The organism is Chryseomicrobium aureum, from assembly GCF_016909155.1.
In the GTDB taxonomy this organism is placed as follows: Bacteria; Bacillota; Bacilli; order Bacillales_A; family Planococcaceae; genus Chryseomicrobium; species Chryseomicrobium aureum.
Genome location: NZ_JAFBFG010000003.1, coordinates 137963 through 153564, shown reverse-complemented (window position 1 = coordinate 153564; position 15602 = coordinate 137963). Strand labels below are relative to the sequence as shown.

General features: G+C 38.5%; 12 protein-coding genes. 9 read left to right on the top strand and 3 right to left on the bottom strand.

Annotated features, from left to right (window positions below; all coding sequences use genetic code 11):
• The 8 genes from JOD03_RS04970 to JOD03_RS04935 form a co-directional block, all read left to right on the top strand.
• A partial coding sequence (locus JOD03_RS04970) for an N-acetylmuramoyl-L-alanine amidase (RefSeq protein ID WP_204589733.1) occupies positions 1–2010 on the top strand: 2010 nt, incomplete at its 5' end.
• 16 nt (positions 2011–2026) lie between these two features.
• Positions 2027–2722 carry an SH3 domain-containing protein gene (locus JOD03_RS04965; RefSeq protein WP_204589732.1) on the top strand — a complete coding sequence of 232 codons (696 nt, stop codon included), beginning with the start codon at positions 2027–2029 and terminating at the stop codon, positions 2720–2722.
• A gap of 1 nt (position 2723) precedes the next feature.
• Positions 2724–4277 carry a SpoIID/LytB domain-containing protein gene (locus JOD03_RS04960; RefSeq protein WP_204589731.1) on the top strand — a complete coding sequence of 518 codons (1554 nt, stop codon included), beginning with the start codon at positions 2724–2726 and terminating at the stop codon, positions 4275–4277.
• Positions 4278–4382: 105 nt separating this feature from the next.
• A complete protein-coding gene (locus tag JOD03_RS04955; RefSeq protein WP_204589730.1) occupies positions 4383–5126 on the top strand; it encodes a DUF4349 domain-containing protein in 744 nt (247 codons plus the stop codon).
• 7 nt (positions 5127–5133) lie between these two features.
• Complete coding sequence (locus JOD03_RS04950) at positions 5134–6546, top strand: lipopolysaccharide biosynthesis protein (RefSeq protein ID WP_338032433.1); 1413 nt, start codon at positions 5134–5136, stop codon at positions 6544–6546.
• A 19-nt stretch (positions 6547–6565) separates the two neighbouring features.
• Positions 6566–8167, top strand: coding sequence for an asparagine synthetase B family protein (locus JOD03_RS04945; protein WP_204589729.1), 1602 nt, complete (start codon positions 6566–6568; stop codon positions 8165–8167).
• A gap of 6 nt (positions 8168–8173) precedes the next feature.
• Positions 8174–9571 carry an O-antigen polymerase gene (locus JOD03_RS04940; RefSeq protein WP_204589728.1) on the top strand — a complete coding sequence of 466 codons (1398 nt, stop codon included), beginning with the start codon at positions 8174–8176 and terminating at the stop codon, positions 9569–9571.
• A gap of 65 nt (positions 9572–9636) precedes the next feature.
• On the top strand, positions 9637–10932 hold the full coding sequence (locus tag JOD03_RS04935) for a S1C family serine protease (RefSeq protein WP_204589727.1): 1296 nt from the start codon (positions 9637–9639) through the stop codon (positions 10930–10932).
• 56 nt (positions 10933–10988) lie between these two features.
• Here the strand turns inward: JOD03_RS04935 and JOD03_RS04930 are convergent, their stop codons facing one another.
• Positions 10989–12260, bottom strand: a complete 1272-nt coding sequence (locus JOD03_RS04930) for a hypothetical protein (protein WP_204589726.1) — start codon at positions 12258–12260, stop codon at positions 10989–10991.
• 109 nt (positions 12261–12369) lie between these two features.
• On the opposite strand from JOD03_RS04930, the gene JOD03_RS04925 reads away from it, so the two are divergent.
• Positions 12370–13632, top strand: coding sequence for a C40 family peptidase (locus JOD03_RS04925; RefSeq protein WP_204589725.1), 1263 nt, complete (start codon positions 12370–12372; stop codon positions 13630–13632).
• Between the two features lie 36 nt (positions 13633–13668).
• On the opposite strand, the gene JOD03_RS04920 is transcribed toward JOD03_RS04925, so the two are convergent.
• Both JOD03_RS04920 and JOD03_RS04915 read right to left on the bottom strand, forming a co-directional pair.
• On the bottom strand, positions 13669–14628 hold the full coding sequence (locus JOD03_RS04920) for an LCP family glycopolymer transferase (protein ID WP_204589724.1): 960 nt from the start codon (positions 14626–14628) through the stop codon (positions 13669–13671).
• 15 nt (positions 14629–14643) lie between these two features.
• A complete protein-coding gene (locus JOD03_RS04915; RefSeq protein ID WP_204589723.1) occupies positions 14644–15465 on the bottom strand; it encodes a hypothetical protein in 822 nt (273 codons plus the stop codon).
• Between the last annotated feature and the right edge of the window lie 137 nt (positions 15466–15602).

Genomic DNA, 15602 nt, shown 5'->3' with positions numbered 1-15602 from the left:
GGAACGACCTATTCGATCGTGCAGACATTTACAAACGCGGCGAGCCAAGTTTGGCACAGGATTGAGTATGCCCCTGGCCAATTCGGTTGGGTAGAGAACAAAGTATTCGAAAAACCATCCTTACTAAAAAAAGCCGAGCAAACGGGAACTATTCACTCAGGCGCGACAAGCAGTTACCGAGTAGTAGGAAACGTATCTGTTGGAACGACCTATTCGATCGTGCAGACATTTACAAACGCGGCGAGCCAAGTTTGGCACAGGATTGAGTATGCCCCTGGCCAATTCGGTTGGGTAGAAGACAAAGTATTTGACCCATTAAATCGTAAAACCCTTATTTCCTCAGCTACAGTCCATTCGGGTGCACAACAAAATTATCGAGTAGTGGGAAGTGCTACTAAAGGCACATCCTATACAGTATTAGCGACTTTTACAAACGCGTACGGTGAAAAGTGGTATAGAATTCAATTTACTGCTACTGTTGCGGGCTGGATAAGAGCAAATGCAATCGATCCAATATATGTTAGCCAGCCAATAGTTGTTCCACAGGAAACCATAATTAGAGTAAATGTAGCCGTGGCAAATGTAAGGTCGATGCCATCTACTACAGCTTCTATTTCAACGAAATGGTCACAAGGAACCTTAAAAACCGCACAAGGACTAGTAAATGCACAGGATGGAAAATGGTATCAAATTAGAGATGCAGAGCATGGGCTTGTGTATCTTCATGAATCCGTAATTTCTTCAGTAGAAATGCATCCTGATTTAAAAATAGGTTCATCGGTCTATTTGAATCGTTCAAAACCACTCTTATATTCAAACCCTTCCTATTCAGGTGGAGTCGTAGGAGCAGGTATTCAAGGTGCCAATTACACAATCGTCGATTTTGCAGTAAGCACTGATACCACTCGGTGGTATAAAGTTCAAAATCCTTCAATAGTAGCGTGGGTACCGGAGTTTGAATTAGTAGCGCAAGTTGAAACGCGTTATACAGCGAAGCCTACATTCCTCTATAGATCAGCGACGGTTACAGGTGGCACTTCAGAGTCGTTAACTCTTTCTCAGCCTGTACAGTTATTAAGACAATTAGGAACTTGGTGGAACGTGGAAACTTCAAGAGGTAATCGTGGATGGATGTTAGCATCAGATATCACAAACTTCCCGGTCTCAGGAGTGTTCGACGGAAAGTATGAAGTTCGAAATGGTCAAACCTATCTAACGTGGAAAACTTCGACAGACGTTTCTGTCAGGTACAGTATTTTGTCAAGCTCAACATTCAGAATCCACGGAAATATGACTACACTAGCGCCAGTCAATGGAGCAAATCCTGCAGTCCGAACAATCACATATGGTACATCTGGAAATGGAACGCGTTATGCGGATATTACATTGTCACCAGGATATACATACACGTTTAGAAAAACTGCGACTGAAGTATTTATTAAACTCCATACTAAAGGGTTAGCCGGTAAAAAAATTATCATTGATGCTGGACACGGCGGTAAAGATTCGGGTGCAGTAGGAGTGACGGGATTAGTAGAGAAAGAAGTGAATCTTTCAACAGCAACTTATCTAAAACAGGAGCTTGAAGCAAGAGGTGCTACAGTTCTAATGATTAGATCTAATGACACTTTCTACGAGTTGGTTGAGAGAACGACACTATCAAATACAACAGATTTTGATGCGTTTGTTAGCATTCATGCAGATTCTTACTCTCGAGATTCTAGAGGTTCAACAACATTTTATAATTCAACAACGAGTTATAATGGCCCTAAAAGTGCTCAACTTGCACAAAGTATTCAAACAAATCTTATCGCGAATATTGGAACTTATAATCGAGGGTTTAGAGATGCAACCTACTTTGTGATTCGAAACAATGAACTTCCAGCAGTATTAGTAGAGTTGGCGTTCTTATCGAATCCGACTGAAGAAGCGATGTTAAAGACAACAGATTTTAGAAAAAGAGCAGCAGTAGGTATTACTAAAGGATTAGAAGAGTTTTTCCAAAAATAGTTAGGAGGCCTTTATCTTGAAAAAAGTAAGTATTGGAATCATCAGTTTACTACTTATTATGAGTCTATTTGTGCTGCCAGTTAAAAGTGGGGCATCAAGTAATTTAGTTTTAGCTTCAGTGGAATGGGTCGAAAAAGTGATTGCGGGTGTAAATGGTGAAGTGACAACTCTCAAAAATCAAGTAGCCACTCAGAAGAGTGAAATTGATGCATTGAAAAGTCGAATAGAGGCTTTAGAGAAAGGTGTTGGGTCACCAACTCCAACACCGACGCCACCGACAACAATAAAGTTTCCTGCTAGTTTTACGACTACTAAGAACAATGTCACGATTCACAGTGGAGCCACTACAAGTTATAGAGTAGTACAAACTGTGCAAAGCACGGGAACAACTTTAAAAATAATTGACCAGTTCACATCATCACAGGGACTATGGTATAGAGTTGAAATCAATTCTACTACGTTCGGTTGGGTATTCAGTGGAAATGTTCTTTACAAAGGTGATGCAGCGTTCTCGAAAGTTGTTACAAAAACAGTAGCTAATGTTAGAAAAGGTGCAACTACTTCGTATGATACGATTGCTCGAGTTTCTGCGGGAACTGAAATGAAATACCTTGGGCAATTTAGAAATGGTTCTGGTGAAATCTGGTACAATGTTGAACTTGCAAATGGACAAAAGGGATGGATTTTAGCATCTTTGACGGAGTTGAAATAGTATGAAAAAAAGTTTGGTTCTCGCTGGATTTTTGGCGATCTTACTAATGACAACTTTAAACGTTAGTTCGGGGCACGCGTATTCTCCGAAAGTATATCCTACTGAAGCGAAAGTTAGACTTTCTAATCAATCATCCATAACCATTACACCGAACACTGTCTACCAATTAGTGAATCAGCAAACCGGCCAACTCTTTTATTCGGTGCCGAATCAGTCTATAAGTGTAAGAGGAAGTAATAGTGAGACCCAATTGCATATGGGAGGAACCATCCTTAGATCTACTAATGGTTGGCAAGTAAAAGAGTTACTAGGTGAGGCAAATGAAACGATTGTATTATTTTCAAGAGCAACAGAAGCGAGACGAGGAGCTTCTACTAATTATGCGATAAATAGAACCTACCAAGCGTTTCAAGGTGCTAAGTTAATCGGGTCTCATAATGCAGCCGGAGTACTCTGGTATAACATTGAAGACGAAGTGGGGGTCCGGCATTGGGTGAACGCATCGACGAGCTCTTTGCATACATTAGCAAGTCTACCGATTATGACGCATTCAAATGGCTCAAAGTATAGAGGTAGCTTCATAGCAACTACAGCGAGTTCTGTAGTGACTTTCACAAATAGTTTGGATATTGAAGACTATTTAAAAGGTGTTGTACCTAGCGAGATGGTCTCGTCTTGGCACATGGAAGCTTTGAAAGCGCAAGCGGTGTCTGCACGCAGTTTTGCTATCCTAAAAGGAGTATTGGCGAACAATACGACTAGTCAGGTATACAAAGGCTACTCATCAGAAACCACCCGTACAAGTCAAGCTGTGGATGAAACAAAAGGATTAATTGTGAAGTCCGGGTCCAAAATAGTCGAAACATTTTTCTTCTCGACAAGTGGGGGGCGGACCGCAAACATTCAAGATGTTTGGAATACGGTTTCACAGCCTTACTATGTTTCTGTAGATGATACAATTGAGCAAAATGCAAAATCTCCCTACAGCAATTGGTCTGTACCTTACTCTGCAGCTAAAATAGTTCAAAATGCGGGGTTCAATCCATCGACAGAATTATTACTAGATATTCAAGCAGTTCCGACAGGGGCAAATGGTGAAATCGGTAAGATTTTTGTCACTACAACTGCTGGATCGTATTCTCTAGGAGAGAGAAGCAAAGCGAACGAATTAACAATTCGCCAATTCTTTAAATTAGATAACGGTTGGAATCTCTATTCGAACTGGTTTACGCTGACACCTAAAAAAGTATCTGCCACTTACCAAGTTCAAACAGCGACCGGTGTTTCTACTCTAAATGGACTTTCAACTACAACTGTAAAAACTGCTGCTTCAGATGTGAAATTGAGCGGTTTACAAACTTCAGTTCAGACAGCAACAGAGCAACAGTTAATCCCTACTCAATCTTATATTTCTGAAGTTCAATTAACTGGTAAAGGGTTTGGACATAGAATAGGTATGAGTCAGTATGGAGCGAAAGCAAGAGCTGATGCTGGTTGGAAATATGATGCAATCATTAAACACTATTTCCCGGGTACAACAATTACAAAGTACTAAAAGTAGACCTGATGGCCTAAGTGCCATCAGGTTTTGTTTATTGACCCAGTATCATGATATAATTGGGTTTATGTTAAAAATGAATGGAAGAAAGAGGAGTAATTTATGCAAACTAAACGCCCCTATTTATTTTATGAAAATTTATCTTTTATCTGGAGTAAAAAACTAATACTACTAATTGTACCTATTCTATTTTCATTAATTCTTGGAATAGTAGGTCATTTCTTTTCAAACAATGCAAATTTCTCTGGTGAAACTGTAATTTATACAGGATCGGTGAAAAGTGAATCCTTAACAAACCCTGATTATCTTTTGGCTAACTATGGTTCTGAATTAAAGGATGATGCGGACATATTTGTTTCTGGACGTTCTTATATCAAATTACGACTAGAGGGAAATGATCAAACATCTATCGAAACTCAACTAAATCAATTTGCAGAAGGGACTCTTGAAGGATTAAATGGTTTTGCAACGCGAGTTATTGATCAATCTCAAAATTATGTAAACATTCAAGAACAACGAATTGCACAATTAGAAGAATCGATTGCGCTTTACCAGCCCTTATTGGAACAAGCACAAACTACAGTTGAATTGGATAACTATCAACGACTACTTACATCAACGGAAATGGAACTGACTAACGCATTAGCAACTGTGCAACGTGTATCAAATGACATTGTTGTTTATGAGATGCCATCTCTTGTATCTACTGAAGTAAATCCTAAGAGTACACTTTTTGTAGAGGGTGCAGTTGCTGGATTCTTAGGTGGTCTTATTTTGACAATAGCGTTTCTTTTACTGTGGAAATATGTTCTAGACGCACGAAACTATAAAGTGCATAAGGAGTAGACCAAACGTGATAGCTCAATTAAAACGATTAGGTTCGGATTCTCTACTTTATGCTTTTATGAATGTCGGTACTAAATTGATTGCGTTCGCTCTGTTTCCTTTCTATACGTATTATTTAGCAGATGTAGCGGAGTTTGGACGTTTAGATATAATCGATCGAAGTTTGTCAATGCTGACCTTTTTAGTGATATTTGGAACGGATTCAGCACTGGCTTATTATTATTATGATGTGAAAGATACGAATGAAAGATTAAAATATATTCGCTCTGTCATGATGGTTCGCCTTACTATTCTACTTATTATAGTAGGGGGCGTCTTTTCTACAGGCCCTTACTTATCAAACTGGATTTTAGATGGTTCAAATTATGTTTATTTATTTTATATTGCTTTAGGGACGTTAATGCTAGATACAATTCTTGCTGTGGTATTAACAGTGCTGCGGTATCAATTTAAAACGAAAAAAGTTGTTTTACTGACTTTATCTAAAATGCTTCTAATTGCTGTCCTCTCATTAGCGGTTCTTCATTTTATTTCGCCGACTGTTGAAGGTATATTAATGGCTAGGTTGGCAGCGACATTAGCCATCACTCTACTCGTGGGAACCGTGGCTGTAAAGTTTATCAAACCAATTTGGGATAAAGCAGTTTTCAAGAAGATTCTTTGGTATGCAGCTCCATTGGTTCCGGCATCTTTAGCGTTTTGGGTCATATTGAACATGAACACATTCGTACTAAAAGAGTTTAGATCTTTAGAAGAAGTGGGCATTTATGGAACGGCCATTAAATTTGCAACGTTTATCACATTATTGACAAGTGGGATACAACTAGCATGGCGACCGTTTTCAATGGAAAAGAAGAACAATCCAGATACACCTATACTATTCTCAAAAATTTATGCACTTTTGTTAGTAGTAGGAGGCATAGGGACTCTTCTATTAACGGAAATGATGCCATGGATTATTAAGGTCTTGGAAGACTCTTATCAATCCGCATACATTTATGTAGGGCCAATAGCAATTGCTACGTTTTTAAACTTTTATTATTTGATAATAAGTTCTGGTATTTTCTTCACTAAAAAAACTAAAGTGATTTCTTATGTGTTTGGAGCTGTTTCAGTATTCTCAATTGTTGCAGCTTTATTAGTCATCCCTCCTTATGGAATATGGGGAGCAATAGTTGTATATGTATTCTCTTATGCTATTGCAACAGTCATTATTTATGGTAAGAGCCAACAGTATTATTACGTGCCACTTTCAATTGTTAAATTGATTAGCAGTATTGTACTCATTTGTGCATCAGTCGCCTTACTTACTTGGATTCAATTAATGGACTTTACCATCATCTGGCATGTGCTTCCATGGATTCTTTTCTTCGTGGGGATGTTCGCAATACGATTAGACAAGATTTTCAAGACTACATGAGTAGAGGAATGATAGAAAGATGACTTTTAAAATGGACTATGATTTTCGACATCCGGATTTAAGGTATACGGTTTTAACTGACGGCACGGTCTATATGCGAGGCTTTTTCTATTGGAAAGAAAATTTCGTCGAATCTAGTACACTATCTGACCACTTTACATGTGAGGATTTATCTAATCCGAATCTACTTGATGAAATAAATGGAGAGTTTTGTTTGGTGATTATCCCCAGTGAAGGAAGTCCCGTGCTTGTAGTAGATAAAGTTAGGACTATCCCGCTTTTTTATAAACAATTAACTGGTGGATGGCTAATAAAAGATTTTTTGTATGAGGAAGGGACACAGCTTGATGAATGTGCTACCCAACAATTTCTTCATACAGGTTACACGTTTCATAATAAAACCCTTTATCAAGAGTGGCAGCAAGTACCCACATCTCATGTAGTCATTTTGAAACAGGATGTTGCGATTCAACATCGCTATTTCTCTTATTCGAATGAACCTAGCTCGAAAACAATTGAAGAGTTATCAGATGAATTTAGCAAAGTACTTCATGAAGTGTTTGATGACGCAGTAAAGAGGATTGGGAACAAGAAAGTGATTCTACCTTTAAGTGGAGGGAACGATTCGCGATTGCTTGCGTTATTGTTAAGAGAACGATTGCCAGCCTCTCAATTTCTATCATTCACGTACGGCGTAAAAGGGAACGAAGAAAGTTCAGTAAGTAAAAAGATAGCGGATTCTCTTCAAATAGAATGGAAATTTATCGAATACGATGAAACAATGTGGAAAACTATCTATTCATCAGAGCAATGGGAAGAATACGTCAAATATGCTTTGATGGGAGGGTCAATTCCACATATTCAAGACTTTCCAAGTGTAGTGAAGCTGTCTAGAGATTTTAAGTGGGATGCAAATGAAGTGATTTTTATGCCTGGCCATACAGCCGATATGTTGGTAGGGGGTCATATTCCACCGGAACTAGCATTCTCGGAGCATCTTACACAACTTGATTTAGAGAAAGCAATTCAGAAAAAACATTATCGGTTATGGCAATCTAAACCCAACAAAACTGAAGGTTTATTGGAAGATTATTATCAGGAATGGTCAACTAGAACTACTTGGACTCCTACACTAACATCTCTAGCGTTTGATCAATGGAATATTGAAAATAGACAGTCGAAATTTATTGTGAATTCGTTGAGAGTATATGAATATTTTCAACAATCATGGACTTTACCTTTTTGGGACTCTCGTCTTATCACGTTCTTTTCAAAAGTTCCTGTTGAATTTAAGTACAATAAGTATTTGTATCTGTATACTCTTCACAAAATGTATCCAAACTACTTTCCGAAACCTAAATCAACTACACAAACAATTTCATTGAATGAAAAATTCGGTATTTTCTACCGCCCGTTGAAGTGGTTATTCCATAAAAGAAATCATCTTCAACGCTATTTTACGGACCCTATGAACTGGTACAAAATCTATCCATCATATTCCGACTATTTAAAACGATTGGCGTTTAAAAGAGAGGGAATTCGTTACGCGAACCCTTATAATGTAAACTCCTTTATTGTTCAGGATGTTTTACGAAAAATCGAGGCAGGTACCAAAAGGTAGGTGAAGATGATGGATATCATTTTAATCTGGTTCACTGTATTTATTCTATCGACGCTTTTATTTAAGAGTGCAGCTGGAAGTTTATCGCTTACAAAGCCAAATATGATTTCTATTATTTATTATTATTCTTTTTTAGTTTCAAGTTACATCGGATCATTGTTTATTGCTCTAGATGAAGACCATTTTTATATGTTGAATCGTTTAGACCATGAAGAAATGAGAATCTATGGGTTTCTGATCATTTGCTTTATTATGATTCTTTTCCCCCTTACTCTAGTTGTCATGACAAAGTTGGTTGGGGTAAATACGTCAGTACTATTGACGAATTATCTAGAGATTGAGCCTGACGTTAAAAATCACCCATACACTTCTATGTTTCTAGTAGCATTCACAGGACTAAGTGCAATTGCGGTTTTAGCGACTGCGTATACCATTCTTTATACACCGGTTATACCAGTAGTCGAACTTATTAAAGGAAACTCAGCAGACCTTTCTTCTCAGCGAATTGAAGCAGGTAGAAATTTTTCTGGGAATGTTTTAATAAGAAACATCTTCGGTTTAATGCTTACGCCAATTCTTTCTCTAATAGCCTTCATCTATTTTTTGAAAAGAAAAACGATGTATTGGGGAAGTGCGTTTTTTGTCCTTCTAGCATGCTCAGTCTTTTTATATACCTATGATTTGGCGAAATCTCCTATAGTTTTTTATCTTTTGATGCTAGTTTTAAGTGCATTTTTTGCGAATGCTTTCAAAATGAATGTGAAAAGAATTCTAGTATTAGGACTTGTATCTATTAGCTTATTACTTGCAATGTATATTGCAGTACAAGGGCCAGGAGCTATTGCTAGTTTTATGAATTATAATTCTGGTCCTCTTGGAAGACTGTTGTTTTCTCAAATCGCTCCCTTTTACTTACATCTGGATGCTTTCACTTATTCGCTTGACCGCTTAGGGAGTTCAGGATTACCATCATTCATAGCAGGTTTGCTTGAAACGGAACAGATTAGATCTGGGAGAGTAATGATGGAAAATGTATTTCCTGAAAGTATCGATGCGGGTACCGGAGGAGTATTGAATACCCTCTATGTAGGAGAGGCATATGCAGCGTTTGGATTAATTGGAGTAGTTGTTTTAACAATCTATATCGCGATAATTGTTCAAGCTGTTTATTTACTTATGCTGAAACTTCCAAAAACGCCAGTGACGATTGCGGTAGCTGTATACTTTACTGTAAATTTTCCGCGTACAATTGTTGGAGGAATGGCAGATTTCTTGTTCAATCCGATTTGGACTATTGTGATTGCCATGTGTAGTGTACTATTAATCTTAGAGTACTACCCACATAGAATTAAGTACTTACTAAGTTTTTTGAAGATGAAATATTCAAAGTTTCAAATCAGATGAAACCTATTCATGAGTAGATACGTCTAATCAACAAGAAAATGAGCTCATAAAGAGAGGAAGTTTATATGCGCAAAGAACGTAGACGTAAACGACTAAAACGAAAATATATACCTCTCTTACTACTTATACCTCTACTCATAATCACGGTAGTTCTAGCCTCAAATTGGTTTAAACCAGAAGTCGTCGACCAAGAGATTACGCGTCCTGTAGTAGAAGAGCCTGAGCCTATTGAAGAAGAACCTATCGAGGAAATAGAACCGCAGGAAGAGATAGTGACAGAAGAACCCAAAGAAGAAGTGGCCGAAGAACCGAAAGAGCCTGACTATGAGTCAGTGACAGAAGTTTCTGTGATAATACCAACTACACCTGTAAAAGAAGAACCTAAAAAAGAACCAGGTCTCCTCTTAACAGAAGCAACAGGTACTGTTTTTACGGTCTATTCAGATACATCGCAGGGATCAGGTTTTCTTTATAATGCAAAAGGGGACATCATTACAAATGCGCATGTAGTCCGAGGGTCCTACGACATCACAGTAAAAAATAATACAGGACAAACTTTTCACGGGTATGTTGCTGGTGTTTCTCTGACCTCAGACCTTGCTTTAATTCGAGTTCCTGATTTAGCTGGTAAACAACCTATGCAGTTTGCGTCAACTATGGCACCAGTAAATACAGAGGTAACCGCTGTAGGAAGCCCAAATGACAAAGCAAATACAGCGACAAGTGGTAAGATTACGGCTACAAATGTACGAATTGAAGAAGACTATGTGTATGAAAATCTTTACGAAATGACAGCTTCCATTGCTCCTGGTTCAAGTGGCGGACCGTTATTTAGAAATGATACAGGAGAAGTTATTGGAATCAATTCAATCGTTGGTGTCGGAACAGAGACGTATGGATATGCTATCCCGATTCACTTAGTGTCTGGAATCTTGACCCAGTTTAGTAAAGATGCAGACAGTATAGAGCAAGAAGGGTATGAACCTCCTCAAAATCGAGAAGATGCTTATCTCAGCGATGAGTTATTGACTGCATTTGCGTCTGACTTTAGTGAACTGTTTTATATGTATTTGTTAGACGAAACAAAGAATTATTACATTTATAGTTTGACGGAAAATTCTCCGCTCATTCCAGTAGTGGAAGCAATGAGACAAGAGCTTCTAGCAGAGGCAAGTGAATTTTCTTATCAAGCGAATCGTATTGATGCAATTGAAATCGTGACAGAGCAACAAGCGTTTGTTTCTACAACGTTGGTTTACTCTGGAATGAAAGATGGCGAGCAAGTCGTGTTAGAGCGTCCAATCAATCTTAAAATTGAGATTGATGAGTTTGGAGACTATAAGATCACGGACATTCAATAAATAGTGGACATAAAAAACAGTACCTTTGTTTCTTTGCTGAAACAAAGGTACTGTATTTATTTTTTTATGAAAACATGGTTCAGTTGTCCTCTAAGGATAGTGATACGTGGGATAGTTGCTGTCTTAGTTGGCATCATGACTTCATCCCGAGTGAGAGATGGATAATAAGGCGCCTCATATTTCACATTTCCTTGCCAATCTAAAATTGATAGTCTTTTAGCTAGACAGAAGTTAAAATAAGTAAGAGTAGATAAGCGGTATTCATCGTAAAAACAGTCAGCTAGATGAGCGCGTGAATGACTCAAAACTTCTTGTGTCAGTTGAACAAGTCGTTGACGAGCATGAATGGCTTGTGTCATCTCCTCTTGCCAGCTGTCATTGTTCAAATCATAATGTGACAAGAAGAAAAGAGCACGGCCGCGATTGTAGCGAATAAAGCTTTCCCATAGTAAATCATTTTGAGCCACTTCAAAAGCAGCTGTAAAATGAGTAGTCGCTTGTTTTAGATAAAGTACAATCTTTTCATCAGTAGAAGAAGTTGTTTTTTGATCATTCGTTACAAAATACTGTAAACCTTCAACACTTTGAAGGTCCATTTCTTTTTGTGGTAGCGAATTCTGAATCAGCTTCATTGCTGTCCGTAGATAGTAAAGTCCAATGTAATTTTGATAGACCGTTTGAGTCACTGGATTTTGAAACATATTGCCTCGAATATCTAAAATGGTACTCTCGATACTCTGTTGCTTACTCCGTGCTACCTGATACGTGACGATGTAATCGAGTAAATTTACGGTTTCCTCAATTAACAATAAGTTCCCACTCGATAGACTTCTAAATTCCAGTTCCTTTTTTCTGACCAACTGAATGAGTTTTTCCATCTGCCGGTGCGAGGTTTCATTGGCCTGGAATAGGTAAGGGAATACAACAATCACATCAATGAAGTATTGTAAATTTGTCGCAAACTCAATCGCTCGTGGCGATCGTTTTTTAAATCGCATAGTCAGTTCTTCAAACAATTGATTTTGCAGCCGAGTACTGTCAAAATGTCGATAAGTTCGGACTAGGCTTGTAAATGGGATGGAGTAATAGCGATTTTCTAAGACGTTTCCATCCATTCGTGTTAATGTGTTGACACTATCAATCGAGTAGTAAGTTCGAATGGCATAATAAAAGGTAAGCCCCGAGATACTAAAACTCAACCAAGTGACAATGAAAATAATTGGCTCTCCATTATTGATGTTTGGGTAGATGAGATACACGATAAAGGGCAAAAGTAAGAGAAAAATAAATGAGCTTAATAGGAAAATAGATATCTTTCGAAATGGCATAAGTTTCCTCCTTCAACACCTTTTATCATACCTCAACAAAAAAATGGATTGCAATCAGTATTTTTCGACTCTATAATAAGAAGTATTATGATGGAAAGCAGGTGTTTTTTTGAGGAAATTGGCATATGGTGTTTTGACGGCTGCCTCCTTAACTGTTCTCATGAACGCTCAAGAAGCTGAAGCGAGTACATACCAAGTGAAATCAGGCGATTCCTTATGGAAAGTCGCACAAACACACTCCTTGAGTGTTGCAAAGTTAAAGGAACTAAACCATTTACAATCAGATCTCATTTTTCCGAATCAAGTATTACGAGTAGAGGGGACTCCTCAGACGGTGCCAGTATCTAATCCTATCGTCCAAACTCCTCCAACACAGCCGGCTCAACCTGTATCGGGAAGCACTTATCGCGTCGTGAGTGGTGATTCATTGTCGAAGATTGCTACACAGTTTAAAACAACAGTTTCAGCTCTTCAAAGTGCGAATGGATTGAGTGGAACTCTAATTTTTGTTAATCAAACATTAACGATTCCTGGTGGAACAAATGCACCTGTCTCTTCGGTGACACCGGTCGTAACGCCACCACCTGTATCTACTAATGCGGGGCAATCCAACTATACAGTTGTTTCAGGTGATTCATTATCTCGTATCGGCCTTCAATTTAAAGTGTCTGTTCAACAACTGAAAGACTGGAACGGCCTATCTAGTGATCGTATTTTTGTTGGACAAAAGTTGTTAATCAATACTAGTGCAAGTCCAGCACCGACAACACCGGTGACACCACCAAGTGCGCCAACTACGAGCGAGTATACAGTCGTCTCAGGAGATTCACTATCTAAAATTGCGGTTCAGTTCAAGACAACGATTGCAAATTTAAAAGCATTGAATAACTTGTCTTCTGACTTTTTGAGCGTCGGCCAAAAGTTAAAAGTACAAGGAACAGCAATTGTTACAACGCCAGTTGCAAACCCAACAGCTCCAAAACCACCAGTCGTGACTGGAACACAAGCGCAAAAGATTGTGCAAATCGCTCAATCGTTTATAGGCGTTCCGTATGTGTGGGGTGGATCGACACCGGCAGGATTTGACTGTTCTGGATTCATTCATTATGTGTATAAGCAAGCAGGCATTTCAGTGCCACGTACCAATTCAAAGGGTATGGACGCACGCTCGTATTATCTCGATCAACCACAAGTCGGAGATCTCGTCTTCTTTGCCAATACATACACGTCCGGCATCTCACACCTAGGTATCTATATTGGAAACAACCAGTTCATTCATGCAGGTAGTAAAGGAATCACAGTCACTAGTCTCAATGATAGTTATTGGAAAAAACATTTTGATTCATACAAACGTTTCTATAGCGCAGATTAGAAAAGGTGCATCCCACGTAACGGGATGCACCTTTTTTTATCCTTCTAACTCCAAATGTGTTTTCAGCTCATTCTTCACAGAAGCAAGTTCTTCTTCATTCATAATGTAGTACCAAATGCCATTGATTGTATCACCAGTACCTCTTTCAAAGTACAACTGATCAATTTGTCCAGCGGCTGAACGATAATTCGATTGGACGTCTACCATTTCATTGTACGCCATGTTTGTTCGAACATTTTCACCAACTGAATCTAAAATTGCATTTAGTTTCAATACAGAGTTTACAGACATTCCTTCACGGATGACACCTTGAATGACTTGTTTTTGACGGTCTTGACGACCAAAGTCACCATTTGGATCTTGTTTACGCATACGCACGTAAGCTAAGGCTTCTTCACCAGTTAATGAAATTTTGCCTTCAGGATATGTAAACCCAGCTTCAGTGAAATTTAAAGTATTATTCACAGTAATTCCACCAACCGCATCGACAATATCTTTAAAGCTTTCCATATTCACTTGCACGACATAATCGATCGGGATATCTAGTAGATTCTCAGTCGTATCCATCGCCATTTTCACGCCACCGAACGCATACGAGTGATTGATTTTGTCTTGAATTCCTCGTCCTACAATCTCTGTATATGTGTCACGTGGGATGCTTACCATCTTTGAAGAGTTTGTGTTCGGATTGACCGTCATAACAATCATCGTATCCGAACGTCCAGCATCACCTTCACGTTCATCAACCCCGAGTACTAATACTGAGAAAGGTTGTCCCTTTTCAACTTCGACGTGTTTTCCTTCTTCACGTTTTTCAGAAACAGGCCGGTCTACAATTGGCTCATGAATTTCTTTTGCTGTATCGGTCACTTGTTTGAATACATAAAATGCGAATACGCCTCCAAGAAGGAGAAAAACTCCAATGATTCCAAGAACCCATTTTAAGACTTTTGACTTTTTCTTTTTACGCTTTTTTACGCGTACTCGTTCTGACATACTGAAACCTGCTTTCTAATTAGTGATTCCTGTGAAATAGGTGTTAACGGCTTGTGCCCATGCTGCAGCGCCTTGTGCGTTCGGACGGCTGTTTTCATCTAGATAATCTTTAATCAACTCATCTTTTGGATCTGGCCAGTTTTCCCAATGCTCAATCACTGGATAGTCTTGCTCGTTCAAAAATGAAAGTAGGGCTTCCACTTGAACGGGATAATACGAAGCATTATAGATTGGATTTGGAGGAGTGAATACTACTGCTACATCTTCCACTCGATTTTTGAACTCTTCAACAATTGATGTAATGTGAGAGTGCTCCGTATCGATATCAACTTCACCATTGTTCTTTAATGTGAAGGGTTCGAATAAGACGACATCAAAGTCACCGTCATAATCAATCAATTGCTGTTGCGTGATGGTGATAGAATTCTCATTGAAAGTTTGTTTACTGATTTCCACTGAATCTCCGTATGTACTAGTCATTTGATCTATAAATAAATCACTCATACTAGGTGAACCCATATCCACTAAATCAGACGCAAGGACAAGTAATTGAATGGTCTCACCTGCAGATTGTCTAGCTTCAAATACTGCTCGTACTGAGTCGTCCATATTAGTTAAAGCACTGGTAAATGACTCATCCAGTACAGTAGAGTTTTCGGAGCTTTCATTTGATGCCTCTACTTCTTCGGTTTGCTCGGTCTCTTCTGAGTTGGCCTCTACACGCTCGACAGGACGTGCGATTGAGTCAATTTGATCTTTCCATGCGAGATAACTGAACACAATAAGTAATCCGCATACTGCTGAAAAAATTAGTATAAATAGTCCTTTATTCCTCATAGTGACTCCTTTCCTATACAATTAAAATAGGGATAAATCTACATTGATTATGACATATTTTTTCAAAATTGCATATGAGTATCGAAATAAATATGCTATAATTGCCAACGTGTATATTCGTATTTATAAAGGAGAAC

Coding starts and splice junctions, on each gene's coding strand:
- JOD03_RS04960 (WP_204589731.1), top strand. CDS start 2,724: ATGAAAAAAAGTTTGGTTCTCGCTGGATTTTTGGCGATCTTACTAATG.
- JOD03_RS04955 (WP_204589730.1), top strand. CDS start 4,383: ATGCAAACTAAACGCCCCTATTTATTTTATGAAAATTTATCTTTTATC.
- JOD03_RS04945 (WP_204589729.1), top strand. CDS start 6,566: ATGACTTTTAAAATGGACTATGATTTTCGACATCCGGATTTAAGGTAT.
- JOD03_RS04940 (WP_204589728.1), top strand. CDS start 8,174: ATGATGGATATCATTTTAATCTGGTTCACTGTATTTATTCTATCGACG.
- JOD03_RS04935 (WP_204589727.1), top strand. CDS start 9,637: ATGCGCAAAGAACGTAGACGTAAACGACTAAAACGAAAATATATACCT.
- JOD03_RS04930 (WP_204589726.1), bottom strand. CDS start 12,260: ATGCCATTTCGAAAGATATCTATTTTCCTATTAAGCTCATTTATTTTT.
- JOD03_RS04920 (WP_204589724.1), bottom strand. CDS start 14,628: ATGTCAGAACGAGTACGCGTAAAAAAGCGTAAAAAGAAAAAGTCAAAA.
- JOD03_RS04915 (WP_204589723.1), bottom strand. CDS start 15,465: ATGAGGAATAAAGGACTATTTATACTAATTTTTTCAGCAGTATGCGGA.